Origin of the sequence: Glycomyces sp. YM15, from assembly GCF_016918015.1 — a bacterium.
Lineage (GTDB): Bacteria > Actinomycetota > Actinomycetes > Mycobacteriales > Micromonosporaceae > Glycomyces.
In genome coordinates this window covers 98,770-123,981 of sequence record NZ_JAERMK010000012.1, presented here as the reverse complement: position 1 = coordinate 123,981, position 25,212 = coordinate 98,770, and the positions used below count along the sequence as shown (strand labels likewise).

The 25,212-nt window shown below is 71.4% G+C and carries 21 protein-coding genes; 15 read left to right on the top strand and 6 right to left on the bottom strand.

From position 1 onward, the window contains the following. Positions 1-168 precede the first annotated feature (168 nt). Positions 169-1,755 (top strand): serine/threonine-protein kinase, encoded by a 1,587-nt coding sequence (locus tag JHY01_RS14840; protein ID WP_205326436.1) that lies wholly within the window; start codon positions 169-171, stop codon positions 1,753-1,755. Between the two features lie 520 nt (positions 1,756-2,275). Continuing rightward, positions 2,276-5,041 (top strand): ATP-dependent RNA helicase, encoded by a 2,766-nt coding sequence (locus JHY01_RS14835; protein WP_205326435.1) that lies wholly within the window; start codon positions 2,276-2,278, stop codon positions 5,039-5,041. Positions 5,042-5,071: 30 nt separating this feature from the next. On the opposite strand, the gene JHY01_RS14830 is transcribed toward JHY01_RS14835, so the two are convergent. Beyond that, entirely contained in the window at positions 5,072-5,803 is a 732-nt protein-coding gene (locus JHY01_RS14830) for a M50 family metallopeptidase (RefSeq protein WP_307814453.1), read from the bottom strand. A gap of 106 nt (positions 5,804-5,909) precedes the next feature. Between JHY01_RS14830 and JHY01_RS14825 the strand changes: the two genes are divergently transcribed. The 6 genes from JHY01_RS14825 to JHY01_RS14800 all read left to right on the top strand — a co-directional run bounded on the left by JHY01_RS14825 (position 5,910) and on the right by JHY01_RS14800 (position 12,704). Continuing rightward, positions 5,910-6,365 carry a hypothetical protein gene (locus JHY01_RS14825; RefSeq protein WP_205326434.1) on the top strand — a complete coding sequence of 152 codons (456 nt, stop codon included), beginning with the start codon at positions 5,910-5,912 and terminating at the stop codon, positions 6,363-6,365. A gap of 219 nt (positions 6,366-6,584) precedes the next feature. After that, the gene (locus tag JHY01_RS14820) at positions 6,585-8,015 is read left to right on the top strand and encodes a carbohydrate-binding protein (RefSeq protein WP_205326433.1); all 1,431 of its coding nucleotides are present in this window, start codon (positions 6,585-6,587) and stop codon (positions 8,013-8,015) included. 297 nt (positions 8,016-8,312) lie between these two features. After that, a complete protein-coding gene (locus tag JHY01_RS14815; RefSeq protein WP_205326432.1) occupies positions 8,313-9,578 on the top strand; it encodes an ABC transporter substrate-binding protein in 1,266 nt (421 codons plus the stop codon). Positions 9,579-9,706: 128 nt separating this feature from the next. Further along, positions 9,707-10,702 carry a carbohydrate ABC transporter permease gene (locus JHY01_RS14810; protein ID WP_205326431.1) on the top strand — a complete coding sequence of 332 codons (996 nt, stop codon included), beginning with the start codon at positions 9,707-9,709 and terminating at the stop codon, positions 10,700-10,702. Then, positions 10,699-11,643 carry a carbohydrate ABC transporter permease gene (locus JHY01_RS14805; protein WP_374199534.1) on the top strand — a complete coding sequence of 315 codons (945 nt, stop codon included), beginning with the start codon at positions 10,699-10,701 and terminating at the stop codon, positions 11,641-11,643. Before JHY01_RS14810 ends, JHY01_RS14805 begins: the two co-directional genes overlap by 4 nt. 17 nt (positions 11,644-11,660) lie before the next feature. Further along, complete coding sequence (locus tag JHY01_RS14800; RefSeq protein WP_205326429.1) at positions 11,661-12,704, top strand: LacI family DNA-binding transcriptional regulator; 1,044 nt, start codon at positions 11,661-11,663, stop codon at positions 12,702-12,704. A 147-nt stretch (positions 12,705-12,851) separates the two neighbouring features. On the opposite strand, the gene JHY01_RS14795 is transcribed toward JHY01_RS14800, so the two are convergent. Continuing rightward, complete coding sequence (locus JHY01_RS14795; protein WP_205326428.1) at positions 12,852-12,995, bottom strand: GPGG-motif small membrane protein; 144 nt, start codon at positions 12,993-12,995, stop codon at positions 12,852-12,854. Between the two features lie 271 nt (positions 12,996-13,266). Here JHY01_RS14795 and JHY01_RS14790 point away from each other — a divergent pair, with 271 nt between their 5' ends. The 5 genes from JHY01_RS14790 to JHY01_RS14770 all read left to right on the top strand — a co-directional run bounded on the left by JHY01_RS14790 (position 13,267) and on the right by JHY01_RS14770 (position 18,916). After that, positions 13,267-15,045, top strand: coding sequence for a bifunctional 3'-5' exonuclease/DNA polymerase (locus tag JHY01_RS14790; RefSeq protein ID WP_205326427.1), 1,779 nt, complete (start codon positions 13,267-13,269; stop codon positions 15,043-15,045). Between the two features lie 239 nt (positions 15,046-15,284). After that, positions 15,285-16,205, top strand: a complete 921-nt coding sequence (locus tag JHY01_RS14785; protein WP_205326426.1) for an ABC transporter ATP-binding protein — start codon at positions 15,285-15,287, stop codon at positions 16,203-16,205. Next, the gene (locus JHY01_RS14780) at positions 16,202-17,023 is read left to right on the top strand and encodes an ABC transporter permease subunit (RefSeq protein ID WP_205326425.1); all 822 of its coding nucleotides are present in this window, start codon (positions 16,202-16,204) and stop codon (positions 17,021-17,023) included. The genes JHY01_RS14785 and JHY01_RS14780 overlap by 4 nt, the downstream gene beginning before the upstream one ends. Positions 17,024-17,033: 10 nt before the next feature. Continuing rightward, positions 17,034-18,245, top strand: coding sequence for a sensor histidine kinase (locus JHY01_RS27785; RefSeq protein WP_205326424.1), 1,212 nt, complete (start codon positions 17,034-17,036; stop codon positions 18,243-18,245). After that, positions 18,242-18,916, top strand: coding sequence for a response regulator transcription factor (locus JHY01_RS14770; RefSeq protein ID WP_205326423.1), 675 nt, complete (start codon positions 18,242-18,244; stop codon positions 18,914-18,916). Before JHY01_RS27785 ends, JHY01_RS14770 begins: the two co-directional genes overlap by 4 nt. Before the next feature lie 191 nt (positions 18,917-19,107). On the opposite strand, the gene JHY01_RS14765 is transcribed toward JHY01_RS14770, so the two are convergent. Then, positions 19,108-19,875 carry a class I SAM-dependent methyltransferase gene (locus tag JHY01_RS14765; protein ID WP_205326422.1) on the bottom strand — a complete coding sequence of 256 codons (768 nt, stop codon included), beginning with the start codon at positions 19,873-19,875 and terminating at the stop codon, positions 19,108-19,110. Between the two features lie 32 nt (positions 19,876-19,907). Further along, positions 19,908-20,441 (bottom strand): GNAT family N-acetyltransferase, encoded by a 534-nt coding sequence (locus JHY01_RS14760; RefSeq protein WP_205326421.1) that lies wholly within the window; start codon positions 20,439-20,441, stop codon positions 19,908-19,910. Between the two features lie 153 nt (positions 20,442-20,594). Between JHY01_RS14760 and JHY01_RS14755 the strand changes: the two genes are divergently transcribed. Further along, positions 20,595-21,245, top strand: coding sequence for an HAD-IA family hydrolase (locus tag JHY01_RS14755; RefSeq protein ID WP_205326420.1), 651 nt, complete (start codon positions 20,595-20,597; stop codon positions 21,243-21,245). Positions 21,246-21,375: 130 nt separating this feature from the next. After that, the gene (locus tag JHY01_RS14750) at positions 21,376-22,227 is read left to right on the top strand and encodes a hypothetical protein (protein WP_205326419.1); all 852 of its coding nucleotides are present in this window, start codon (positions 21,376-21,378) and stop codon (positions 22,225-22,227) included. Between the two features lie 72 nt (positions 22,228-22,299). Here JHY01_RS14750 and JHY01_RS14745 read toward each other — a convergent pair whose 3' ends face one another. Beyond that, entirely contained in the window at positions 22,300-22,872 is a 573-nt protein-coding gene (locus JHY01_RS14745) for a hypothetical protein (RefSeq protein ID WP_205326418.1), read from the bottom strand. Then, entirely contained in the window at positions 22,869-24,773 is a 1,905-nt protein-coding gene (locus JHY01_RS14740) for a DEAD/DEAH box helicase (RefSeq protein ID WP_205326417.1), read from the bottom strand. The genes JHY01_RS14745 and JHY01_RS14740 overlap by 4 nt, the downstream gene beginning before the upstream one ends. Positions 24,774-25,212 lie beyond the last annotated feature (439 nt).

Here is a 25,212-nt window from a genome sequence, read left to right as displayed (position 1 = left end):
CGCGGCTGACCGACTCCGCGGCCGCTCGGCGCAGTGCCATATCACCTGTCACACGTTGGACCCCTGCCGATCGGCACGGGCAGCGACCGGACGCCCTCGGGCGGGCTCGCGCCTCCCGACTAAGCTCTCCCACGTCCCCTGCTCCCCGAATCAGAAGCGAGGCCGAGGGTGGAACCCGGGAACCTGATCGCTGGCCGATACCGCCTAGAACAGCGTCTGGCCGCGGGCGGCATGGGCGCGGTGTGGCGCGGGACCGACACCCGGCTCAACCGCACCGTCGCCGTCAAACTCCTCCATTCAGGACTGTCCGGCAACGACCGGTTCCGCGCCCGCTTCCACCAGGAGGCGCAGGCCGTCGCCCAGCTGCAGTCCCCCGGGATCGTCAGCCTCTACGACTACGGCGAGGAGCAGGCCCCCGAAGGGCTCGTCTCCTACCTCATCATGGAGCTCGTGCGCGGTCAGGCGCTCGACAACGTCCTGCGTCAGCGGGGCCGCCTGTCCCCCAACGAGACGCTGAAGATCATGGCGTCGGCGGCCGAGGCTCTCGACGTCGCCCACCAGGCCCACATCATCCACCGCGACATCAAGCCGGGAAACCTGCTGGTCGACTCGGACGGCAGCGTCAAGATCGTCGACTTCGGCATCGCCGCCGCCAAGGGCGGCGCGGGGCTGACCGAGACCGGCACCGTCATGGGCACCCTCGCCTACGCCTCCCCCGAGCAACTCCAGGGCGCGCAGTTGACCGGCGCGACCGACCTCTACTCGCTGGGCATCGTCGCCTACGAATGCCTCGCCGGACGCCCCCCGTTCGCGGGCAACGAGCCGACCGCCGCGATCGCCGGCCACCTCACCGGCCGGCCCGGCCCGCTCCCTCCGGACGTCCCGGGCCCGGTCGCGCAGACCGTCATGCGCTGTCTGGCGAAGGACCCGCGCCAGCGCTTCGCCTCGGCGGCCGAGCTCGCGCAGGTGTGCAAGGCCGGCGGCATGGGCGGCGGCACCACGACGATCCTCGCGCCCGCGCCGAGCCCGTACCAGTCCGGCCAGTCGCCGCAGTCCACCCAGGTGATGACCCCGGGCATGGCGCCGGCGATGGCCGCAGGCGTCGCGCCCGCCCACACGTCGGTGCAACCGGTGCAGCACGATGAGTACGGCTCGCCCGGCACCGGCCAGTACAGGACCGGCGGCGCCCCTGAACGCCCGCTGCCGCCCCCGCGCGAGGCCGAGCAGCCCAAGCGGAATCCCACGGGACCGATCCTGGTGGTCGTGGCGGGCATCGCGGTGATCATCGTCGCTTTGTTCCTCTTGAAGCCGTGGGACAAGTCCGACGAGAACGACTTGGCCGGGGGCGAGGACACCGGCGCCACCCAGCAGGCCCAGGCGACCGAGGAGGCCACCGAGGCCGCCGAGGAGACCCGCGACGAGTCGGGCGGCGACTCCGAAGAGGACAACTCGGACGACAACGGCGGCAATGAAGAGGACCACTCCGAGGACGACAACGCCGAGGAGGAGTCCCAGCTCGTCGAGATCGACGACTACACCGGATGGAACGTCACCGACGCCCTCGAAGATCTCGAAAGCCAGGGGTTCACGGCGGCCCACTCGATGACGACGGAGCCCGAGAGCACCGAGCACGACACCTGCGAGGTCCTCTACCAGAGCCCCGAGAGCGGTGCCGAGATCGGCTACGACACGCCGATCACGCTCGAGTACGTCGCCAACGACGATTCCTGCCCGGAGGGCGACCTCAGCGAGTGAACCCGACCGGACGCACCGCGTCACCATGGCCCGCAGCCGAACCCGCGATGCCGGCCCCGGCATCGGTGCATTGCGCCGGGTGGCTGCGTCACGGACCGGATGCCCGGCCGTGCTGAGCCGCGCCGTCGTCCGCCCCACGGGCCGGGCCGAGGCCCGCCGAACTGCCGTCCGCATCCGAGAGCCCGGCTGCGCCCGGCCGACGCATCCGGCCGTGCCGTCATCGCAGAGCCCGAGCCCCGAGCGGTTGCCGTCCGCGCATGGGCCCGACCACGAGGTCGTACCCGGCGACCGCTCTTGGCTCGGGGCGCTTGCGATCGGACGCGCCCGGCCGCGGGGGCCGGAGGCGCCTCGTAGGGGCCAGCGCCTCCGCCGATAGGTCATACCCGCCGGGCATCGTTGATTCGGGGGGGGTGCCTGCGAACGCCCGTTTTGCCGGGAACCGCCGCTCACGTTGTGCCCTGAGCGCACCCGCGCCTCGTCCGGTCGCCGCACCCGCCGGGCCTCGGCGAGAATGGTCGGCATGCCGCAACCGCCCGCGCTGCCCGAACTGCCGATCCGCGAAGCCCTCCCCGCGCTCCTGGAGGCCGTAGCGCGCACCGGGACCGCGGTGCTCGTCGCGCCGCCCGGCACCGGCAAGACCACGCTCGCGCCGCTGGCCCTCGCGGGCCTCATCCAGGGAGCGAACGCTCCCGACGGAACCGCCGCGTCACGTGTGACACGTGATATGCCACAGCGCCGCGTCCTGGTGGCCGAGCCGCGGCGCCTCGCCACCCGGGCTGCCGCCACGCGCATGGCCGCGATCCTCGGCGAGCAGGTCGGCGGGCGGGTCGGCTACCAGATCCGGGGCGAGGCCCGCCGGTCCGCCGCGACCCGCGTCGAGGTCGTGACGACCGGGGTCCTCCTCAACCGGCTCATCGCCGACCCCGAACTCCCCGGCGTCGACCTCGTCATGCTCGACGAATGCCACGAGCGACACCTCGAGACGGACACCGCGGTCGCGTTCCTCACCGAGACCCGCCAGATCCTCCGCCCCGAGCTCGGCCTGGTCGCCGCCTCCGCCACCGCCGACGTCGGTCTCTGGACCGCGCTCATCGGCACCGAGCACGCCCCCGCTCCCTCGGTGAGCTCCGAACCGATGCGCTATCCGGTCGAGATGCACTGGGCACCGCCGAGGGAGCGCGTCAGCGCCCCTGACGGGATGCGCGTCGACCCGAGATTCCTCGCCCATGTCGCCCACACCGTCGAACGGGCCGTCGACACCGACGACGGCGATCTCCTGGTCTTCCTCCCCGGCGCCGCCGAGATCCGTCGCGTCGCCGAGCGGTTGGCGCACTTGACAAGTGAAAACCTCGGTGTCGATATATATCAATTGCATGGCTCGGTTTCGTCGGCCGACCAGGACCGCGCCCTCTCGGCGACACTTGCGAGCCGTGAATCCGCAGAGCGCATCGGCGAGCGCCGCCGGATCATCCTGGCCACCGACATCGCCGAATCCAGCCTCACCGTGCCCGGCGTGCGCATCGTCGTCGACGCCGGACTCGCTCGCAGGCCCCTCGTCGACCACGCGCGCGGCCTGCCGGGCCTGACCACGGCATACGCCTCCCGCGCCGCAGCCGACCAGCGCGCGGGCCGCGCGGGGCGCGAAGGGCCCGGCGCGGTCTGGCGGTGCTGGAGCGAAGCCGAGCACACCCGCCGCGCCGCCCAGCCCGCCCCGGACATCGCCTGCTCCGACCTCACCGCGTTCCGCCTCCAGGCCGCCTGCTGGGGCACCCCGGTCGAGGAGCTGGCGATGCCCGGTCCCCCGCCCACGGGCGCCCTCGAAGCGGCCGAGGCGACGCTGCGCGCCTTGGGCGCCATCGACACCGACGGCATCGCGACCCCACGGGGCCGGCACCTGGCCCGGATGGGCGTCCCGCCGCGGCTGGCGCGCGCTCTGGTGGACGGCGCCGACCGCATCGGAGCGGCGAAGGCCGCCGAGGTCGCCGCGCTCCTCAACCTCGACCGGCGCGCCAGAGGCGACGACCTCCTCGCGCAATGGCGGCAGCTGCGGGCGAGCCGGGACCGCCAGTGGGAGTCCGAGGTCAAACGCCTGAAGCGCGCGCTGTCGAGCGCGCGCGAGGAGCGGAACACAGCGAGCAGTACGACGAACGGAGAACCGGACGCCGCGGCGAAAGCCGGCGGCACCGACACCGCGGCGTCAGATGGTCCGACCGCCCGCGCGCATCGCGCCGCTTCGCGATCGGGAGAGCGTCGCTCCGCGGTCGGCGACGACGAGGCCGCCGCCACCGTCATCGCCCTGGCCTTCCCTGAGCGCGTCGCCAAACACCAAGGGGGCGTAGCGCTCACACCGATCCGCGGCCGAGGAGCCGACGCGAACCGGATGGGCGCGCCGACGAGCGCCGGGCAGTGGCGGACCGTCGCCGGCACCGGCGCGGTCGCCGCGGAGGGCTCCTCGCTCGTCGGGAGCCCGTGGCTCGCCATCGCCGACGCCGACCGCTCCCCCGGCCGCGCCGCCGCCCTCATCCGCGCCGCCGTCCCGATCGACGGGGAGCTCGCGTGCGAGCTGGTGGGCGACAGCGTGAGCGAACGCGTCGAGTGGGACGGCGAGCGCCGGGACGTGGCCGCACGCCGCGTGCGCTCGCTCGGGGCGATCGAGGTGTCCGCGGAGCCGCTGCGCCGGGCCGATCCTGCGCTCGTGGCGGCGGCGCTCGCCGAAGGGCTGCGCCGCGAAGGCCTCGGCCTGCTCCGCTGGTCGGAGGAGTCGAAGCGGCTGCGCGAGCGGATGGCGTTCTGCCGTCGCGCGCTCGGCGAACCGTGGGCCGACGTCTCCGACGCGGCGCTCACGGCCGGCACGGACTGGCTGGAGCCGTGGTGGTCGCGGGCGGGACGTCGAGCCGATGTGGAGCGCATCCCGGTCGGTCAGGCGCTGCGGAACCTGCTGCCGTGGCGGGCCGGCATCGACGAGACCGCACCCGAGTCGCTCACCGTCCCCACCGGACGCGAGGCGCGCGTCGACTACTCCGGGGAGGCCCCGGTGCTGGCCGTCAAGCTCCAGGAGATGTTCGGCGCCGTCGACACGCCGCGCGTCGCGGGCGTGCCGGTGGTCCTGCACCTGCTCAGCCCCGCCGGGCGTCCGCTCGCGGTCACCGCCGACCTCAGGTCGTTCTGGGAAGGGCCCTACCGGGACGTGCGCAAGGAGATGCGCGGCCGCTACCCCAAGCACCCGTGGCCGGAGGACCCGTACTCGGTGGCGCCGACCGCGAAGACCAAGCGGCACCTGCGCTGAAGCGGCGCTGCTCGCTGATGGGAGGCCGCGCTACGCGGCGGCGAGCCACTCGTCGGCGGGCAGCAGCATGTACGTGCCCCAGAGCGCGGCCGCGATGGTCGCGAGGGCGAACAGGAAGATCCAGCCGCCGGCGGGCAGCGGGGTGATCCCGGCGAGCTGGTCGGCGTCGGACTGGCCCGAGCCGCGCCTGCGCCGGCGGCGCGAGCCCAACTCCAGCACCGGCTTCACCGACCCGAGCAGCAGCAGCCAGGCGCCGACGTAGGCCGCGACGGTCTGCACGATCGCATTGCCGTACCAGGTGGCCGCGAAAACGCCTGCGCCGACGACGATCAACGCGAGCGCGCCGTACCAGTTGCGGATGAACACGAGCATGACCGCCAAGAGCCCCAGCGTGATCCACAGGAGCAGGACGATGCGCCCGGCACCGGTGAGACCCGCTGCGAGGAGGCCGAGCGCGGCGGGCGCGATGTAGCCGGCGAAGAGGGTCATGGCGGCCCCGAACCCGGTGGGCCTGCCGCGCGAGAACGTCAGGCCCGAGGTGTCGGCGTGCAGGCGGATGCCGGTGAGGCGGCGGCGCATGAGGACCGCCATGAACGCATGGCCGCCTTCATGGGCGATGGTGACGAGGCCGCGGGACCAGCGCCATACGGGCGTGTAGAGGACGGCGGCGGCCGCGGCGGCCAGGCAGGCGAGCATGACCCAGACGGGGGGAGCGTCCTGGGTCTGGGTGAGGGTGTCGATGACGGTCTCGATGGGTTCCACTGGGCCTCAGACTTCGGGGTGAATCGGTCGCGCGGTGAAGGATGATCGTAGCCGCGCCCGTATGGTAGAGGGGGTAGAGGCACCTCCTCGTGGAAGGACGGCCCCCATGGGCACCGACGACCGCCCCGATCCTCACCTGAGCTTCCTCGAGACGACCGACCGACTCGTCGAGGACCTGGCGATGCACAACCTCAAAGCCCGCGAGAAGCTGCGGGAGGGCATCGCTTGGCTCGAGGCGCGGCGCGCCGACGCCGACCCGGCCGAGAACGCCGACATCGAGATCCTGCTGGCGCAGTGCCACGACGCGCTCAAGCGGATGGAGTCGCTGCGGGGCACCTACCAGGACGTGCGGGCGATCAACGCGGCCGCGCACGCCGAGCACGTGGAGTGGATCGAGAAGCGGATGCTCGGCGGCACCGAGTCGCCCGAGGAGCGGCGCGAGCGCCGGCATCGACTGGAGCGGCTGCGGCACGAGCGCCAGGCGCGGCTCGACGATCTGCAGCGGCGGTCGCGGGAGGCGCAGCAGCCGCCGCAGACCGAGGGCGACGAAGGCGCACGCTGACGGGAGGCCGAAGTGATCGATAACCAAGCGCTGCAAGGGCTTACCTGCGGGTTCAGACCACTCGGCCGATAACGTTTAGGCCACGGGCCATTGACATGTACCGATTCGTTCGGTAGGAATGAGCTCTGAACCGAATGAGAGAGCGCTCTCTCATGATCGATCTGCTCCCAGATCAGATCGCAGAGAGCGATCTCTCGAACCCTCGGCAAAGGAGCCGTCATGGCACAAGCGCAGACCTCCGAACGACAACACCCACCCCGCCGCCGATCTTCACCGTGCAGGCTCGTCCGAGCCGTCGCCGCCGCCACCGCCGGCGCGGCCGTGCTCGCGGCCGCGGGCCTCACCATCGCCAATGCCGGCGCCCAGGAAGGCCCCGAGGCCGCGCAGACCTGGGACCTGGTCTGGTCCGACGAGTTCAACGGCTCGGCCGGATCGCAGCCCTCGACCGCGGACTGGATCTACGACCTCGGGCACGGCTATCCGGGCGGGCCCGACAACTGGGGCACCGGCGAGATCGCGGCCCACACGAACGACCCGGCGAACGTCTCCATGGACGGCAGCGGGAACCTCGAGATCACCGCCCTGCGCGACGCGTCCGGGCAGTGGACCTCGGCGCGGATCGAGACCGTCCGGGCCGACTTCAAACCGCCGTCGGGCGGGACGTTGAAGGTCGAAGGGCGGCTCCAACTGCCGCAGGTGACCGGTGAGGCCGCGCTCGGGTACTGGCCCGCGTTCTGGTCCATGGGCGCGCCGTTCCGAGGCGACCACTGGAACTGGCCGGGCATCGGCGAGATCGACCTCATGGAGAACGTGAACGGTCTGGACTGGACGTTCGGGACGCTCCACTGCGGTGTGGCCCCGGGCGGGCCCTGCAACGAGTTCAACGGGATCGCCGGGCAGACGTACTGCGGCGGTTCCTGCCACAGCGGCTTCCACACCTACGGCATGGAGTGGGACGAGTCGGGTGCGGCGGGCCAGCTGCGCTGGTACGTGGACGGGACGCTGTTCCACACCGTCGACGAGGGCGACCTGCCGGCGGACACGTGGGCGCAGATGACCGACCACGCCGGGTACTTCCTGCTGCTGAACCTCGCGATCGGCGGGGCCTTCCCCGACGGCGTGTCGGGGCAGGCGACACCGACGGCGGCGACGGTGCCGGGGCATTCGATGCTCGTCGACTACGTGCGGGTGTACACCGCCGGAGGCGGCGGCGACGGTGGGCCGACCGATCCGCCGACGACCGGCGGCCCCGGCGGGACGCGGGACGCGTTCGCGTCGATCGCCGCGGCGTCGTTCGACGCCGCTTCGGGCGCCACTGCCGGAGGCTCGTCGATCGGGCCGCTCGCCAACGGCGACTGGGTCCGCTATGACGATGTGGACTTCGGGTCGACGGCTCCGGTGGACTTCACCGCGCGAGTCGCCTCTGGTGCCGGGAGCGGGGTGAGCGGCCTCGTCGAGGTCCGCATCGACTCGGCCACGGCGAACCCGATCGGCTCGTTCGCGATCGCGAACACGGGCGGCTGGACCGCCTGGCGGGACGTGCCCGGCAACGTGGCCGCGGTGACCGGCACCCACGACGTGTTCCTCACCTTCACTTCGGGCCAGCCGCAGGACTTCGTGTCCGTGCAGGAGTTCCACTTCAGGCACTGACCCGAGCGGCGCGGCCGCGCCTTCCTTCCACGCGGCCGCGCCGATATGCCGCTCCCCCAAGGCGGTGGCATGGCACCTGTCACGCGTGACGCACCGAAGCCGACGCCGGTCGGCACGACGTTCCAGAGCCCCGAAGCGCACCGCTCGGCTTCGGGCCGTCCGTCCGAACGAGAGAGCGCTCTCTCACCTTCACGTGAAGACCGGCCCTATCGCCACGGCGGCACCTGAGCCGCCGCCCGCTCCCCGCCCGGGGCAGCGGATCCCTCACCACCCAGAGAACACAGTGGAGAACCACCGATGAACACCAGACCGATCCGCACCGCCATCGGGGCGGCCGCCGCCGCGGCGCTCGCGTTGACCGCCGCCTGCTCCGGCGGCGGGGCCGACGACGGCACGATCACCCTCAGCGTCGGCCTGTTCGGCGACTTCGGATTCGGACCCCTCTACGAGGAGTACACGAAACTGCACCCCGAGATCGAGTTCGAGGAGCGCATCGCCGAATTCGCCGACCACCACACCAACCTCACCACCCACCTCGCCACCGGCTCGGGCACGGCCGACATCGAAGCCGTCGAGGTCGGCTACATCTCGCAGTACACCTCCCAGCCCGACCGCTTCCACAACCTCCTGGAACTCGGCGCCGACGACCTCGAAGGCCAGTGGCTGGACTGGAAGTGGCAGCAGGCCCTGTCCAAGGACGGTGAGACCCTGATCGGGCTCGGCACCGACGTCGGCGGCATGGCGATGTGCTACCGCCGCGATCTCTTCGAGCAGGCCGGTCTCCCGGTCGAACGCGACGAGGTCTCGGCCCTGTGGGCCGATTCCTGGGAGGACTATGTGGCGGTGGGCCGCCGGTACTCGGCGGCGACCGACGGCGCGTACTTCTTCGAGTCCTCGGGGAACATGTTCCGCGCCATGGTCGAGCAGGCCGACGAGGGGGTCTACGACCGCGAGGACAACCTCGTCGTGGAGTCCAACCCCGCGATCGGCCAGGCATGGGACCTCACTGTCGACGCGATCGAGGCGGGCATGTCGAACCGGCTCCAGGCGTGGACGCCCGAATGGAACGCCGGGTTCAGCGAGGGCACCTTCGCCACCATCATCTGCCCGGCGTGGATGACCTCCTACATCGAGACGAACGCGCCCGACTCGGCCGGACTGTGGGACATCGCCACCGTGCCCGGCGGCGCCGGGAACATGGGCGGTTCGCACCTCGTGCTGCCCTCGCAGGGCGAGCACCCCGAAGAGGCGTACGCGTTCATCGAGTGGCTCACCGCCCCTGAGCAGCAGCTCAAGGTGTTCGAGGCGACCGGGAACTTCCCGTCCACACCGGAGCTCTACGAGGACGAGGCGCTCACGGGCCTGACGAAGGCCTACTTCAACGAGGCTCCGGTGGGGCAGATCTTCACCGCGGCCGCTCAGGCCGTCGAGCCGCAGTACCAGGGGCCGCTGCAGGGCGACGTGCTCGCGACCATCGGCCAGGGCCTCGGCCGCATCGAGGACGGCAGCCAGACGCCCGAGGAGGCCTGGAGCCAGGTCCTCGGCGACCTCGAATCGTTCTAGCCCCCGAAGGAGGCGGGACCGGCAGGGCGCGCCGCCCGTGCCCGGCCGGTTCCGGTTCCGCTTCCGCTTCCGCTTCCGCTTCCGCTTCCGCTTCCGCTTCCGCTTCCGACGATCCTGAAAGCGACCCGATGACCATCGCCGCCAAGAGCACCGCCGGCCCCACCGGACGGTCCTCCCCCACCCGCAGCCCCGGGCGCCCCGAAGGCCGGCGCTTCCAGCAGCTGCGGTACCGCCTCGATCTCAAGGCCTCGCCGTACCTGTACATCGCCCCGTTCTTCGCGCTGTTCGCCACGTTCGGGCTCTTCCCGCTCGCGTACACCGCCTGGGTGTCCACACACGACTGGAGCCTCCTGTCCGACGAGCACGTGTTCCTCGGACTCGGCAACTACCGGACGCTCCTGAGCGACCCGTACTTCTGGAACGCCCTGGGCAACACGCTGTCCATCCTGCTGCTCGCGACGGTGCCGCAGCTGCTCGCAGCCCTGCTCCTGGCGCACCTGCTGACGTTGCGGCTGCGCGGGCAGACGTTCTGGCGCATGGGGATGCTGCTGCCGAACGTCGCCTCCGTGGTGGCGGTCGCCGTCATCTTCAGCCAGTTGTTCGGTCGCGACTTCGGGCTCGTCAACTGGGTGCTCGAATCGCTCGGGGCCGGGCGCATCGACTGGCAGTCCGGCAGTGCCACGTCACATATCGCCATCGCGGTGATGGTGGCGTGGAAGTGGACCGGCTACAACGCCCTGATCTTCCTCGCCGCGATGCAGGCCGTCCCGCGCGAGGTCTACGAGGCCGCCCATCTCGACGGGGCGTCGCGGATGCAGCAGCTGTTCCACGTCACCGTCCCGATGATCCGGCCCACCATCGTGTTCACGGTGATCGTCTCGACCATCTACGGGCTGCAGATCTTCGCCGAGCCGCAGCTCTTCGGCGGCGGCGGGCCCAACGGCGTCACCGGCGGCGCCTCCCGCCAGTTCCAGACGCTCACGCTCTACCTGTACGAGCACGGCTTCAACCGCGGCTTCGCATTCGGCTACGCCTCGGCGGTCGCGTGGACGATGTTCCTCGTCATCGTCATCATCGCCCTCCTCAACTACCTGTTCCTCCGCCGCATCAGGAGCGATTCATGACCCGCCCCGCCACCGTCGCCGCGCCGACGTCCTCCCCCGCCTCCGCAGACCCCCGACGGGCCGGCCGCACAGCCTTGCCGGGCCGGCCGGCCCGTCGGGCACGAGCCCGGATGCGCGCCCTGCGCGAGCAGCCCGGCCGGCTCGTCTACCTGACGCTGGTCGGGGTGCTGTTCTTCTCGGGCTTCCCGCTGTACTACAGCTTCGTGGTCGCCTCCCGCGACAACTCGGCGCTCGCGCAGGTCCCGCCGCCGGTCCTGCCCGGGGCGAACCTCGTCGAGAACGTCGAACGGGTCTTCGCGACGGTGCCGTTCGGCACGGCGCTGTGGAACTCGGCGGTCGTCAGCGCCACGGTGACCGCGTCCGTGGTGTTCTTCTCGACGCTCGCGGGGTTCGCGTTCGCGAAACTGGAGTTCAAGGGCGCCAAGGCGCTGCTGGTGACGGTGGTCGCGACGATGATGGTGCCGGTGCAGTTGGGCGTGATCCCGCTGTTCATGCTCATGATCGAACTGGAGTGGACGGACACGCTGTGGGCGGTGATCGCGCCGGGCCTGGTGAGCGCGTTCGGGGTCTTCTTCATGACCCAGTACCTGCGCGGGGCGCTGCCCGGGTCGCTCATCGAGTCGGCCAGGATGGACGGCGCCTCGACGTTCCGGATCTTCTGGCAGATCGTCATGCCCGCCGCGAGGCCGGCTGCGGTCGTCCTCGGGGTGCTCACGTTCCTGACTTCGTGGAACGACTACCTCTGGCCGCTCATCGTGCTGTCGAGCCCCGAGCGGCAGACCGTGCAGGTGGCGCTGTCGACGCTCAGCGGCGGGTACGTCACCGACCAGTCGTTGGTGCTGACCGGGACGATGCTGGCTACGCTTCCTCTGCTGGCGGTGTTCGCGCTCTTGGGCAAATACATGATCAGCGGGATCATGCAGGGCGCGGTCAAGGGCTGAGACGTACGGAGGAAGGCATGCAGCGAGCGGAGGCGGTGCCCGGCGGCGGGGCGGTGCGGGGGCCCCGCACCGGCCGGCCCACGTTGGAAGCGGTCGCCGAGCGGGCGGGCGTGTCGCGTGCGACGGTCTCGCGGGTCGTCAACGGGCAGACCACGGTCGCCGAGGACCTGCGGCGCGCTGTCGAGGCGGCGGCGGCCGAGCTCGGCTACGTCCCGCACGCCGCCGCGCGCTCCCTGGTGACCCACCGGACCGATTCGGTGGCGCTCATCCTGCCCGAGTCGCCGAACCGCGTCTTCTCGGACGACCAGTTCTTCCCCAGCGTGATCCGCGGCGTGGCCGCCGAGCTCGACGCGGCCGGCAAGCTCCTGGTGCTCCTCACGACCGGTTCGGCGGAGGCGCGGTCGCGGGCCGAGCGGTACGCGGTCGGCGGGCACGTCGACGGCGTCATGTTCGCCTCGCTGCACGACACCGACCTGCTGCCCGAGCTGATGATGCGGCGCGGCGTCCCGGTGGTGTGCAACGGGCTGCCGCATCTGGCCGCTCCGTGCATCGACGTCGACCACGTCGGCGGCGTGCGGGCCGCGGTGGAGTTCCTGCTCGCCAAGGGCCGCAAGCGCATCGCAACGGTCGCGGGGCCGCAGGACATGGTGGCGGGTCGGGCGCGCCTCGACGGCTACCGGCAGGCGCTCGCGGACGCGGACCGCCGCGCGATCGTCGCGGTCGGCGATTTCACGGCCGAATCGGGGCATGCGGGGATGCGGCAGCTGCTCGCGGACGAACCGGACCTCGACGCGGTGTTCGTCGCGTCGGACCTCATGGCGCACGGCGCCCTCCAGGCGCTGCGGGAAGCGGGCCGGAGCGTGCCCGGCGACGTGGCGGTGGTCGGGTTCGACGACATCGCGCTGGCGACGTACTGCGATCCGCCGTTGACGACGGTGCGGCAGCCGATCGCGGAGATCGGCCGCAGCATGGCCCGGACCATGCTGCGCCTCTTGGAAGGTCATGAGGTCGAACCGCTCCAGATCCTTCCCACGGAGCTGGTGGTCCGCGAGTCCGCGTAGCGGCGGGGCGTGCGCTGGAGCCGCGACCGCGTGACGCGGCTAGCGCGATCTTCCCGGCTGGTCGCGCACCGTCGAGGAGCGGCGATCGAGCGCGGTGCTGGGCGGCGGCGGCCGGCCGCATGCCGGGTACCGCCGCCGGCAGTCCGGCTAGGTGAAGACGCTCACTCCGCCGGGGCCGACCAGAAGGCCGACGATGATCACCACGATGCCCAGGATGACCTGGCCGCGGAAGATCATGAAGATGCCGTACACCACGAGAAGGACCGCGAGGATCCACAGAATCAATGCCATGCGCTCCGGTTACCCGGAAGGACGCGAAAGTATGTCTACTGTCCTCTCTGGCCGGCCCGGTCCTGATCTGCGATGCTATGTGACATATCACGTACCACCCGATCAGCGAGCCCCGGTAGCACCCTGACATGGGGGTACGACGCGAACCGGAACCGCAGGAATGTGAGCGGGATTCCTATCTACCTCGCATGGAAGCGGCACGGCCGGGACGAACCGCCTCCGGCGCGCTCGGATCGGGCGGGATGTCGGTGGCGCATGGTGGACTTGAGCCATGGAGGTCGCACTCGTGCACGGTCGCGGCGGGGAGGGGTGGACGATGCCCCTGCCCGGCGGTGCCGTCACGTACCACGACGACTTGGCGGCCGCGGTGACCGCGATCGAGGCCGAAGCGCGCCGCAGGCCCGACTCGGGCGGCACCGCGACCAGAGACAAGGCCGACAGCGCGGCGCATACTGCCACCGGCGCCCGCGCCGACGTCGCCGCTCACGAACGGTCCGACGGCTACCGGCCCGGCGAGCCGGGGGCCGACCGGTCCGACTTCGGCCACCGCCACCCCGAGGCGCCGCGCTGGGTCCTCGCCGACGCCGCACACGACTACCCGCCGCTGCTGCAGGCCGGAGCTCGACTCGACCGCTGCCGCGACCTGCGCCTCGCCGAGCGCATCCTCTCCCGAGTCGAGGGCCGCGAACCGCCTGCCGTCACCGCGGAGTCCGACCCCGACGCCGGGACGCTCTTCGAGCGCGAGCCCGAACCCGTCGACGGCCCCGCCCTCCTCGTCCGTCTGCAGGCGACCTGGCTCGACCAGCGCCGCCGGACCGCCGCGGCCGCGATGCCGGGCCTGGGCATGCTGCTCGCGGCCGAATCCGCCGGCGCACTGGTGGCCGCCGAGATGAGCCGCACCGGCGTCCCCTTCGACCGCGGCGTGCACGACCGGCTCCTGCGCGACCTGCTCGGGCCCCGCCCCGCGAAGGGCATGCGACCCAGGAAGCTGCAGGCGCTGGCGGACCAGGTGGTCGACGCGTTCGGGCACCAGCTCAACCCCGATTCGACGAAGCAGGTCCTCGCGGCGTTCCACGCGGCCGGGCTCGACGTGAAGAACACGCACTCGTGGGAGCTGGCCTCGGTCGACCACCCTGCCGTGGAGGCGCTCAAGGTCTACCGCGAGCACGCGCGGGTGTGGTCGGCCTTCGGCTGGAACTGGGCGGACGCCTGGGTCTCCGGGACGGGAGCGCCCGGGGCCGAGGCCGATCCGGCGCTCGCCGACCGGGGGCGGTTCCGGCCCGTCTACACGGTGGGCGGGGCCGACACGGGCCGCTGGGGCACCGACGGCGGCGGAGCCCTGCAGCTCCCCCACGCGGTGCGGGAGGCGATCCGGGCCGAGCCCGGTTGGAAGCTCGTCGCGGCCGACGCCGCGCAGCTGGAGCCGCGGCTGCTCGCGGCCATCAGCGGCGACCAGGCGATGATCGCCGCCACGGCCGCCGACGACCTGTACACCGAGCTGGCGCCGCGACTGGGCGGCGAGCGGTCGAAGGCGAAGATCGCGCTCATCTCCGCGATGTACGGCGGTACGGCCGGGGATGCGGCGCAGCTGGTGCAGCTCATGCGCGATCGGTTTCCGGCCGCGTTCCACCGGGTCGAGTCGGCCGCGCGCACCGGCGAGAAGGGCGGGCTGGTCCGCACCTGGCTCGGGCGGACCGTCCCCGCCCCGGGCGAGCGCTGGTGGCAGACCCTCAATTCCGAGGACGGCACGCGGGCTGCGACCGGTCGCGGGCGCTTCACCAGGAACTTCATCGTGCAGGGCACGGCCGCCGAGTGGGCCCTCGTGCTGCTGGCGCTGCTGCGGCGTGAGCTCCACGAGCGCGGCCTCGGCGAACTGGTGTTCTTCCTGCACGACGAGGTCGTGGTCCACTGCCCGGCCGAGCACGCCGAGACCGTCGGCTCCGTGATCGAGCAGGCAGCCGATGCCGCCACGAGGACCCTCTTCGGCGACATGCCGGTGCGTATCCCGCTGCGGCCCAAGGTGGTCGACAGCTACGCCGAGGCGAAATGACGAACCGGCCGAACGGCCGGGCCGCATGTTCGCCGGCCATCACCGTCGTACCCGTGTGTCAGGGTATTTCCGGGGGTCCGCCACGAGTAATATATGACATGTCACGCGTTTTTCCGCTGATTCCCGTCGGCGCCGTGCCCGCCCGGCCAGAAGTCGTAGTACTTGGGTACCACTCACGTCCCCGAAGTTCGCTCCTGAAACGGATGATGCGCCGCTCGGCGCGCCGTAGCGTTCGGTGCATGATCGAGATCGAGCACTTGACGAAGCGCTACGGCAAGAAGACCGCCGTGGACGATCTGACGTTCACCGTCAAACCCGGCGTCGTCACCGGCTTCCTGGGCCCCAACGGCGCCGGGAAGTCCACCACGATGCGCGCCATCGTGGGCCTTGACGCACCCACCAGCGGCCTCGCCCGGGTCAACGGGAGGCACTACTCCGAGTTCCGCTCGCCCCTCACCGAGGTCGGCGCGCTGCTCGAGGCCAAGTCCGTCCACGCCGGGCGCAGCGCCTACAAGCACCTCCTGGCCCTCGCCCGCACCCACGGCATCCCGAAGCGACGCGTCACCGAGGTCATCGACCTCGTCGGCCTCCACGAGGTCGCCGGCAAGCGCGTCGGCGGCTTCAGCCTCGGCATGGGCCAGCGCCTGGGCATCGCGGTCGCGCTCCTCGGCGACCCGGCCGTGCTGATCCTGGACGAGCCGGTGAACGGCCTCGACCCGGACGGCGTGAAGTGGATCCGCCTGCTGCTCAAGGGCCTCGCTGCCGAGGGCCGCACGGTGTTCCTGTCCTCGCACCTCATGAGCGAGCTGGCGCAGACGGCCGAGCACCTGGTCGTGATCGGGCAGGGCAGGCTCCTGGCCGACACCACGGTGGACGCGTTCGTGTCCGGCAACGGGCAGGCGCGCGTGCGGGTGGTCTCGCCCGATGCGGCGCGTCTGGCCGAGAGCCTGGCCGGGCCCGGGATCTCCGTGGCGAGCCCGGAGCGCGGGGTGTTGGAGGTGACGGGGACCGAGGCCGCCGTCGTCGGCCAGACCGCGGCCGCGCACGGCTTGGTGCTGCACGAGCTGCGCACCGACCGCGGGTCCCTTGAGGACGCGTTCATGCAGTTGACCGCCGACGCGGTCGAGTACCGCCAGACCAGTGAAGGGGCGAACCGATGACCGCCGCTGTGATGACCGACCGCCCCGCGGCCTACACGCCGCCGGTGCACTACAAGCTCAGTGCGGCGGGTCTGCTGCGCTCGGAGTGGACGAAGCTGTGGTCGCTGCGTTCGACGTGGATCGTGCTGCTGTGCGCGGTCGTGTTCAGCGCCGGCCTGGGCGCGCTCATCGCGTCCAGTGTGCCGAGCGACCAGGCGTTGGGCGGTGCGGGGGCGGCGCTCGATTTCTCTATGGCGGGGATCGCGCTCGCCTCGGTGTTCGTGGCGGTGCTCGGCATCCTCACGGTCACGGGAGAGTACTCGACCGGGTCGATCCGCTCCACCATGTCGGCCGCGCCCAAGCGCGTCCCGGTGCTGTGGGCGAAGGCCGCCGTGTACGGGGCTGTGGTCGCGGTCCTGTTCGGCGTCATGGTGTTCCTGACGTTCTTCATGACGCAGGCGATCTTCTCGGGTACGGACCTGGGCGGCGTGTCGCTCGCCGACGAGGGCGTGCTCCGGGCGCTGCTGGGGTACGCGGCGATGATCGTGTACCTGGCGCTGTTGGCGCTCGGCATCGGCTCGATCCTGCGCAATTCGGCGGGTTCGATCGGGTTCTACATCGGCGTGATCATGATCCTGCCGCAGCTGGCGACGCTGCTGCCGTGGAACTGGGTCGCCGAGGTGACGCCGTACGCGCCGGGCAACGTGCCCAACACGCTCCTCCTGGTCGACCCGACCGGGGCGAACCTGTCGGTGGGCGAGTCGTGGTTGTGGATGGGCATCTGGCTCGTCGTCACTTACGGACTGGCGGGCGTGCTGCTCAAGCGCCGCGACGTGTGAGCATGTCCTCGTGACCGAGGCCGTGGGCGTCACCCGCAAGCGCGGGGTGTGGCAGCGGATGCTGGAGTTCGACTCCCGGCATCCGCTGCTTTGGAATCTCTTCCCGATCTTCCTCTTCACCGCCGGCGGGTGCGTGGGGCTGGTGGGCATCGCCGTAGCCGAGTTCCGGGTGCAGTATCCGCTGATCCAGGCGCTTCTGGTGGTCATGCTCATGGTGCCGACGATCTGGCGGCGCCGGTATCCGTTCGCGGTGCTGCTCAGTCAGTTCGTGCCGCTGGCGATCATGATCCCGCTCGGCTTGACCATCGATGAGACGGCGGGGTTCGTCGGTACGGCGGGTGCGCTGTCGTTCACGGTGGTGCTGTACAACCTGGTACTGCGCCGTCCGCTGAGGCTCCTGTGGTGGGCGGCGGCGGTGTCGGTGGCGCCCTCGCTGGTCGACTGGTTCGTCAACTATGACCAGACGGTCGGGAGCTTTCTGGGGCTCTTCGTGCCGACGTTCCTCTACTTCGGGCTCATCGTGGCGGTGGCGATGCTGGTGCGCACCCGCCGGGAGTTCCAGCACTCGGCTCGCGACCAGGCCGCGCAGCAGGCGGTCACGGAGGAGCGGAACCGGATCGCGCGGGAGATGCACGACATCATCGGGCACAACCTGGCGGTGATCAACGCGCTCGCGGACGGGGGCGCGTACGCCGCGACCGCCGCGCCGGAGAAGGCGAAGGAGGCGCTCGAGGCGATCGGGCGCACGAGCCGGGAGGCGCTGGGCGAGCTGCGCCGGGTCCTGTCGGTGCTCAAGGCGGAGGAGGGCGGGGAGCTGGAGCTCGCGCCGCAGCCGGGACTGTCGGATCTGGACGCGCTGATCCAGCGGGTCCGGGAGGCGGGGCTGCCGGTGACGGTGACCGTGACGGGCGAGCCGCTGCCGTTGTCGGAGAACCAGCAGCTGGCGGTGTACCGGACGGTGCAGGAGTCGCTGACGAACGTGCTGAAGCACGCGAGGGGTGTGAGGCGGGCGACGGTCACGATCGAGTATCGGGACTCCGGGCTCTCCGTCACGGTGCACAACACCGGGAACCGGGTGGACGAGGCCGGTACGGCCCGTGGTCTGGCAGGCTTGTCGGAGCGGGCGGCGGCCTTCGGCGGCACGATGGCGGCCGGTCCCGAGGCGCTCGGGGGTTGGCGGGTCGCCTTGTGGCTTCCCAGGGATGGAGAGGAGCGCCGGTGACCACGTTGTTGATCGTGGACGACCATCCGCTGCAGCGCATGGGATTCCGGATGCTGGTGGAGAGCCAGCCGGATCTCGTGGTGCTCGGGGAGGCCGACAACGGGGCTGACGCGGTGCGGCGCGCGACGGAGCTGGGACCGGATGTGGTGCTCATGGACGTGCGCATGCCTGGCGTGGACGGGATCGAGGCGACGCGGCGGATCATCGCCGCGGGCGGTCGCAGTCGTGTGCTGGTGCTGACCACGTTCGATCTCGACGAGTACGCGTTCGCGGCGCTGCGGGCCGGTGCGAGCGGGTTCCTGGTCAAGGACGCCCAGCCGGAGGAGCTGCTCGCGGGCATCCGGGTGGTGGCCGCGGGGGATGCGGTGGTCGCGCCGAAGCTGACGCGGCGGCTGCTCGACCGCTTCGCCGATCAGCTGCCGGTCGAGAGCGAGGGGGACGCCTCGGTGACGGCCGAACGGCTGGAGGTCCTGACCGAGCGGGAGAAGGAGGTGCTGACGGCGATCGGACGGGGATGGAACAACACCGAGATCGCCGAGCGGTTCCACCTCGCCGAGTCGACGGTGAAGACCCACGTGGGCCGCATCCTCGCCAAGATCGGCGCCCGCGACCGGGTGCAGGCGGTCATCTTCGCCTACAACACCGGCCTGGTCACCCCCGACGGCCCCTGAACCCCGGCCGTCTCGCAGTCGTCGGCCGCCGGTGGCATGTCATGTGCCACCGGCGGCGATCGGTTCGGCGTCCTCGGCGAGCGGCGGTGATACGTCATGCGCCGCAGCCGATATCGGTGTCGTTCGCACCGCTCCACCGCGGCATGTCACCTGTGCGGTGCCGTCGCTCCGCTCGAAGCTGCTGCGGCCGTTCACCGTCGCGTGAACACGAGCAGGTCGCATTCGGATTCGACCGCTTGGGGCGTGGTCTCCGCGGCCGCGTCCGCTTCCAGCGCCGCGAGGCCTTCCCGGAACTCGTCGTCGCGGAGGTGCTCGTAGACCGACAGCGCCCGCATCCGCTGCCGCCCCGCGTACTCGGTGAGGCTGTCGGCCGAGCGGTGGTGGACCTCGGTGAGCGCCGAGTGCGCGAACCCGGCCTCGGCGAACACGCCCACGGTCTCCTCCAGGGTGGGGAACACTTCGGCGTCGATGTCCCGCGTCCGCGGGAAGTACCGGTAGAGCAGCAGCTCCTTGAGGCGGTCCGAGAGCGTGGTCGCCATGAGCAGCCGCGCGCCAGGCGCGAGGACCCGCGCCAGCTCCCGCGCCGCGGCGGGCCGGTCGGGCACGTGGTGCCAGACGAGGAACATCAGCGCCAGGTCGGCGCTCGCGTCGTCGAGCGGCAGGTCCGCGGCGTGGCCGGGCACGTAGGTGACGAGCGGGTGCGAGGACTCGATGTGGGCGACCTCCCGCATCCGCACCGAGGGTTCGACGCCGATCACGTCGGCCCCGAACCCGTCGGCCAGCGCGGGTGTGAACCTCCCGGTGCCGGAGCCGATGTCGAGGACGGTGCCGATGCGCCGGTTCCCGGCGTGCTCGCGGAAGGCCCGGATCCAGGTGCGGCGGCTCGCGGGAAGGAGCCTGCGGCCTTTCGCGTATCCGGCGTGCTGTGTGCGGTCGTAGTCGACGCGTTCGAGTTTCACCCTGTTCCCCCAACCGGTGTCTGCTTGCGTGGCTATGGCGCGGTGGGCACCCGGTAGCGGAGTTTGCCGCCGCGCTCGTCCTCGAGTACCCCGCCGTTGGCTTCGATGACCTTGCGGGAGGCGGTGTTCTCGGCGTCGCAGGTGACGAGGGCCTTGTCGATGCCGATCGCGGCGGCGCGGGGCAGGACGGCGGCGAGCATGGCGGTGGCGTGGCCCTGCCTGCGGGCGGTGGGGCGGACGTCGTAGCCGATGTGGCCGCCGATCTCGCTGAGGGATTCGTTGAGGCGGTGGCGGAGGTTGATGCGGCCGAGGAACGCGCGGCGGTCGGTCCACCAGTAGGTGGTGGAGGGGACGAAGGCGGCGGGCGGGTCGGTGGTGAGTCGGCGTTCGAAGTCGAGGACGCGTCCGATCCATTCCTCGGTGTCCTCGGGCTGCCCGGTTTCGCGGAGGAGGTCGCCGAGGAGGGTGCGGTCGTCGGGCCCGCAGCGGCCTTCGGCGAGGAACTCGCGGATGGCCTGCGCGAAGGAGAGTCCAAGGCGCGCAGTGGGGAGGATCAGTACTGGCACGGTGTCGACGGTAGGCGGTGGTCCGGTTTCGCGCAACCGTTATCGGCGGGGTGCGGGGCTCACGGTGCGATGTTCGAATCCTTCGTGAGAGTTAGCGTGGCCGTCATGTTCCGTTGGTAGCGTGACGGTCCATTGGACTCGAGGAGGGTACGCATGGGTGATTCGGTGCTGACGGCTTCGGTGCTGCTGTTCGACATGGACGGGACGCTGGTCGATTCGACGGCGTCGGTGGAGCGGGCGTGGGGGCGGTTCGCCGGCCGGCACGGTCTGGAGGCTTCGGCGATTCTGGCGGTGGCGCACGGGCGACCCACGATCGAGGTGGTCGCGGAGTTCGCGCCGCACGGTGTGGACGTGGTGGCGGAGACCGATCGGATCGAGGCGGAGGAGATCGACCGGACGGACGGGATCAGTGAGATTCCGGGGGCGGCGGCGCTGCTGCGCGGTCTGGATCGGGACCGGTGGGCGGTGGTGACGTCGGCGACGCGGGCGCTGACGGTGCGCCGGCTGGCGGCCGTGGGCATTCCGCTGCCGAAGATCCTGGTGGCGGCCGATGACGTGACGAAGGGCAAGCCGCATCCGCAGCCGTACATGTTGGCGGCGAAGGCGCTGGGCTTCGATGCGACGGAGGCGGTGGTGTTCGAGGACGCCCCGGCGGGTCTGGCCTCGGCGAGGGCGGCCGGCGCGGCCACGGTGGTGGTGGGCGATTACCGGGGTGAGGCGGCGGACGGCCTGCCGAGGGTCGCGGACATGGTCTCAGTCTCGGTGTCCGCCAATGGTTCCGGCCTGTCGGTGACGCTGGCCTGAACGGCGGGTCGCCGCCGCGTTTCGCGCAGTCCCCTTCCCGCCCAATCTGTCAGGTATCAGACAGGGCCGTGTCCGTCCGGTTCGTTCCTCGTTCTTCCGGGTGATCTCCCCGATGTGGAAAGAGGTGTCGATGCCAGGTGCGTTCCACGAGATCCTCGTGAAGCTGATCCAGGACGAGCCGGCGTCGGTGCCGTGGATGCTGGCGCTCGCGGGCGGGCCGCGCGGCGCGAGATGCGTCAGGGCGGAGACGCGCTCAGGTGCGGTCGAATCGTCGGGTCCGACCGAGCACCGGGCGGACGGCGTCGTTCGCCTCGGGTTCGCCGACGGGTCGGAGCTGCTGGTCGTCTGCGAGGTGCAGCAAGAATGGAGCGAGGACAAGTACCACCGGCTGCCCGGTTTCGCAGCGCGCGCGTTCGAGGACCACCGCGTCCCGGTCGTGCTGCTCATGCTGTGCCGCACCGACGCGCTCGCCAGGAGGTTCCGCCGCGGGATCAGCACCGGTCCGGACAGCATCCTCGCGGTCGCGACAGTCGGCCCCGGGGACATGCCGGATCTCGGTTCCGACGTGGCTCCGCCGAACGCTGCCGCGGCCGTCGCGGCGGCGGTCATGCGCCGGCAGCCGAGGACGCTCCCGACCGAACTGTTCGTCTCGACGCTCGACCGCTGGCTCGGAACGATCGAGCCGGGCAGGGCCGCCGATTATGCGAAATTCCTGCTCACCACTTTGGCCAAGGAGCCTGCGACCTTGCTGGAGGCACTCATGAAGACCGAAGCCCGTCGCTACCACTCGGAGTACACCGAGGAGCTGCTCGCCAAGGGCCGCGACGAAGGCGCCGTCCGCCATGCCAGGGCGATCCTGCTGCGCTTGCTCGAAGCCGAAGGCCAGGTGAGCGGCGAGCGCCGCGCCGAGGTCGAGGCCTGCCCCGATCTCGTCCGGCTCGACGCCTGGATCACCGAGCGCCTCCCGCCCGCCAAGGGCTGATCTGAAGTCGCGCGAATGCCGGGCCGCCGTCGGCGGCCCGGCTTCGGTGTTCGCAGTGGTCGGCGTGCACGCTCAGACGGGCTGGGCGGCGTCCATGCTGGCGAGCCTGGCCGCGCGCAGGCGGCCGGCGAGGTCGCGGGTGGGGCCGCCGCGCAGGAGGAGGACCAGCCACGGGTCGTCGTCCATTTTCGCGGCGCTGACCAGGGCGAGCGCCATGATGTGGGCGCAGACTTCGCGGCTGTCGGCGCAGGGGCAGCTCGCGGTGATGCGGTTGTGGTCCTCGGTGACGAACTTCTTGGGCAGCAGGCGCATCCCGGTCTCGGCGAGGACGTCGTCGATCCGCTTGGGCAGGCGCCCGGCGAGCAGGCCGGCCACGCATGAGGGCGACAGGGACAGTGCGGTCATGCCCGCGGCCCACGCGGACGCGTTGTAGACGGGGATCCGGATCTCGGTCTCGAAGGCGCCGTTGGCGTCCGCGACGCGTCCGGAGACCCTGCCCGGGTCGATCGACATGCCGGTGACCGCGCCGTGCCCGGCGAGGGCGCGGCCCTTGACGATGCGCTGGTCGGGGTAGTTCAGGCCGATGGTCTCCAGGGCCCGCCACCATTTGCGGCCCCACCAGGTCCGTCCGTACGGGTCGCTCACAGGTGGCCTCCGGCGTCGTCGAGTTCGATGAGTTTGCGCAGCTGCGAGTCGTCGAGGTCGCCGAGCCAGTCCTCGCCGTTGCCGACCACGGCGTCGGCGATGGCCCGCTTGCGCGCGAGGAGCTCGTCGACGCGTTCTTCGAGGGACCCGGCGGTGACGAGCTTGTGGACGTGGACGGTGCGGGTCTGCCCGATGCGGTGTGCCCGGTCGGTGGCCTGGTCCTCGACGGCCGGGTTCCACCAGCGGTCGTAGTGGACGACGTGCGAGGCGCCGGTGAGGTTGAGGCCGGTGCCGCCGGCGCGGAGGGACACGAGCAGGATCGCCGGGCCCTCGCCGGTCTGGAACTCGTCCACGAGCCGGTCGCGGGCGGGCTGGTCGAGCCCGCCGTGGAGGAACGGCGCGGCGACGCCGAGTTCGGCGTGGAGGTGGCGGGAGAGCAGCTCCCCCATCTGCCGGTACTGGGTGAAGATGAGGGTCTTGTCGCCCTCGTCGACGACTTCGGCGAGCATCTCGGTGACCCGGTCGAGTTTCCCGGAGCGTTCGGCGAGCCCGCTGTCGCCTTCGCCGACGTACTGGGCGGGGTGGTTGCAGATCTGCTTGAGCCGCGTCAGGAGTTTGAGGACGCGGCCGCGGCGGGTGATGCCGTCGCCGAGTCCTTCGTCGAAGGCCTCGCGGATGGCCTCCTTGTAGAGGCCGGCCTGCTCGTCGGTCATGGTGCAGGCGACGACCGCCTCGATCTTCGGCGGCAGGTCGGCGGCCACGTCTTCCTTCATGCGGCGCAGCACGACCGGGTCGATGCGGGCCCTGAGGGTGGCCGCCGAGACGGGGTCGCGGCCGATCTCGATGGGGTCGGCGAAGCGGCGTTTGAAGTCGGTCTGGCCGCCGAGGAGCCCGGGGTTGACGAACTCGGAGATCGACCACAGCTCGGAGAGGTGGTTCTCGACGGGCGTGCCGGTGAGCGCCACCCGCACCCTCCCGGTGAGGTCGCGGACGGCGCCCGCGGTGCGCGAGCGGTGGTTCTTGATGGCCTGGGCCTCGTCGATGACGATCGTGTCGAACGCGATCTGGCGCAGCAGTTTGATGTCGCGCAGCGCGATCGAGTACGAGGTGACGACGACGTCGGCCTCGCTGAGCGGCGAGCGGTCCCTGGTGCGGGCCGGGCCGTGGTGCAGGTGGACGCTGAGCTGGGACGCGAAGCGGGCGATCTCCCGCTGCCAGTTGCCGACCAGCGAGGTCGGGCAGACCACGAGGTGCGGGGCGTTCCCGGCGCGGCGCACGAGCAGCCCGATCGACTGGAGGGTCTTGCCCAGACCCATGTCGTCGGCGAGGATGACGCCTGCGCCGCCCTCGGCCGCGGCCTCCAGCCAGGCGATGCCGTGGGCCTGGTACTTGCGCAGGTCGGCGTTGACGCGGACGTCGCCGGGGTCGGAGTGCTGTGCGGTGATGAGCCGCAGGTTCAGTCCCGAGTCGGAGCGCAGCAGTTCGGTGAACGACTCGACGAACGCGCCCACGAGGGCCTGAGCGGTCCACACGTGCCCTTCGGAGTGCGGCACGGCGTGGCCTTCGGCGGGCAGTTCGGCGGCGATGCGGTCGAGGTCGTCGAACTTGTCGTCGGCGACCGCGTTCGCGATGCGCGCCCAGATCGCGACCGACTCGGTGATGTCCGGGCGGGAGGCGATCCTGGTGAGCGCGGGCAGGACCGGCCGCACCGGTATGGCCACGCCCTCCATTTCGCGGAGCTCGCCGTCGAGGTAGAGCTCGGCGTCCACCGGGTCCCCCGGGGGGAGCCCCAGCTCGGCCACCGCGGCCTCGGGGTGCACACCGCCGTAGAAGAGCAGCCGCCCGTCGGCCGGGGAGGCGTGGTCGGGCAGGAAGGTGGCGTGCAATTCGCTGGGTGGCAACGAGGCTCCTACGGGTCAACGGCAGACGTGCCATTTTGCCACAAGCGCGGCCCCGAACCCAAACGCGCGGTCCGCGGCGGACGCCCGACGACATGCGAAACCGCAGCTTGTCGGTCACGTGGCAAGTCGCCGGTGTGCGAATGCAGACGAACGCCCGCACTGGCGGCGGCGGGCCTATCGGGGCGTGCCACGGCGGTGGGGCCGGCAGCGGACCGGAACGGGGCGGGACCGCCCGTCGCCGCCTGGGCCGCGATCACGCGGCCCGTGCGCCTTCGGGCGGTCCCGCCCCGTCAACCCCAGAGCAAAGTCCGTGCGGAGGCGCCGTCGGTTCGGGCGCTCACGCGCCGTGCCGCGTCCCTCCACATTGAGGTTCACTGAACATCCTTCCGGCAGAAGGATGTTCGAACGTGTAGAAGTTAGCGAGAATTTCGAACACTGT

Coding starts and splice junctions, on each gene's coding strand:
- JHY01_RS14805 (WP_374199534.1), top strand. CDS start 10,699: ATGACCCGCCCCGCCACCGTCGCCGCGCCGACGTCCTCCCCCGCCTCC.
- JHY01_RS14755 (WP_205326420.1), top strand. CDS start 20,595: ATGGGTGATTCGGTGCTGACGGCTTCGGTGCTGCTGTTCGACATGGAC.
- JHY01_RS14800 (WP_205326429.1), top strand. CDS start 11,661: ATGCAGCGAGCGGAGGCGGTGCCCGGCGGCGGGGCGGTGCGGGGGCCC.
- JHY01_RS14750 (WP_205326419.1), top strand. CDS start 21,376: ATGCCAGGTGCGTTCCACGAGATCCTCGTGAAGCTGATCCAGGACGAG.
- JHY01_RS14815 (WP_205326432.1), top strand. CDS start 8,313: ATGAACACCAGACCGATCCGCACCGCCATCGGGGCGGCCGCCGCCGCG.
- JHY01_RS14795 (WP_205326428.1), bottom strand. CDS start 12,995: ATGGCATTGATTCTGTGGATCCTCGCGGTCCTTCTCGTGGTGTACGGC.
- JHY01_RS14790 (WP_205326427.1), top strand. CDS start 13,267: ATGGAGGTCGCACTCGTGCACGGTCGCGGCGGGGAGGGGTGGACGATG.
- JHY01_RS14780 (WP_205326425.1), top strand. CDS start 16,202: ATGACCGCCGCTGTGATGACCGACCGCCCCGCGGCCTACACGCCGCCG.
- JHY01_RS14810 (WP_205326431.1), top strand. CDS start 9,707: ATGACCATCGCCGCCAAGAGCACCGCCGGCCCCACCGGACGGTCCTCC.
- JHY01_RS14820 (WP_205326433.1), top strand. CDS start 6,585: ATGGCACAAGCGCAGACCTCCGAACGACAACACCCACCCCGCCGCCGA.
- JHY01_RS14825 (WP_205326434.1), top strand. CDS start 5,910: ATGGGCACCGACGACCGCCCCGATCCTCACCTGAGCTTCCTCGAGACG.
- JHY01_RS14835 (WP_205326435.1), top strand. CDS start 2,276: ATGCCGCAACCGCCCGCGCTGCCCGAACTGCCGATCCGCGAAGCCCTC.
- JHY01_RS14785 (WP_205326426.1), top strand. CDS start 15,285: ATGATCGAGATCGAGCACTTGACGAAGCGCTACGGCAAGAAGACCGCC.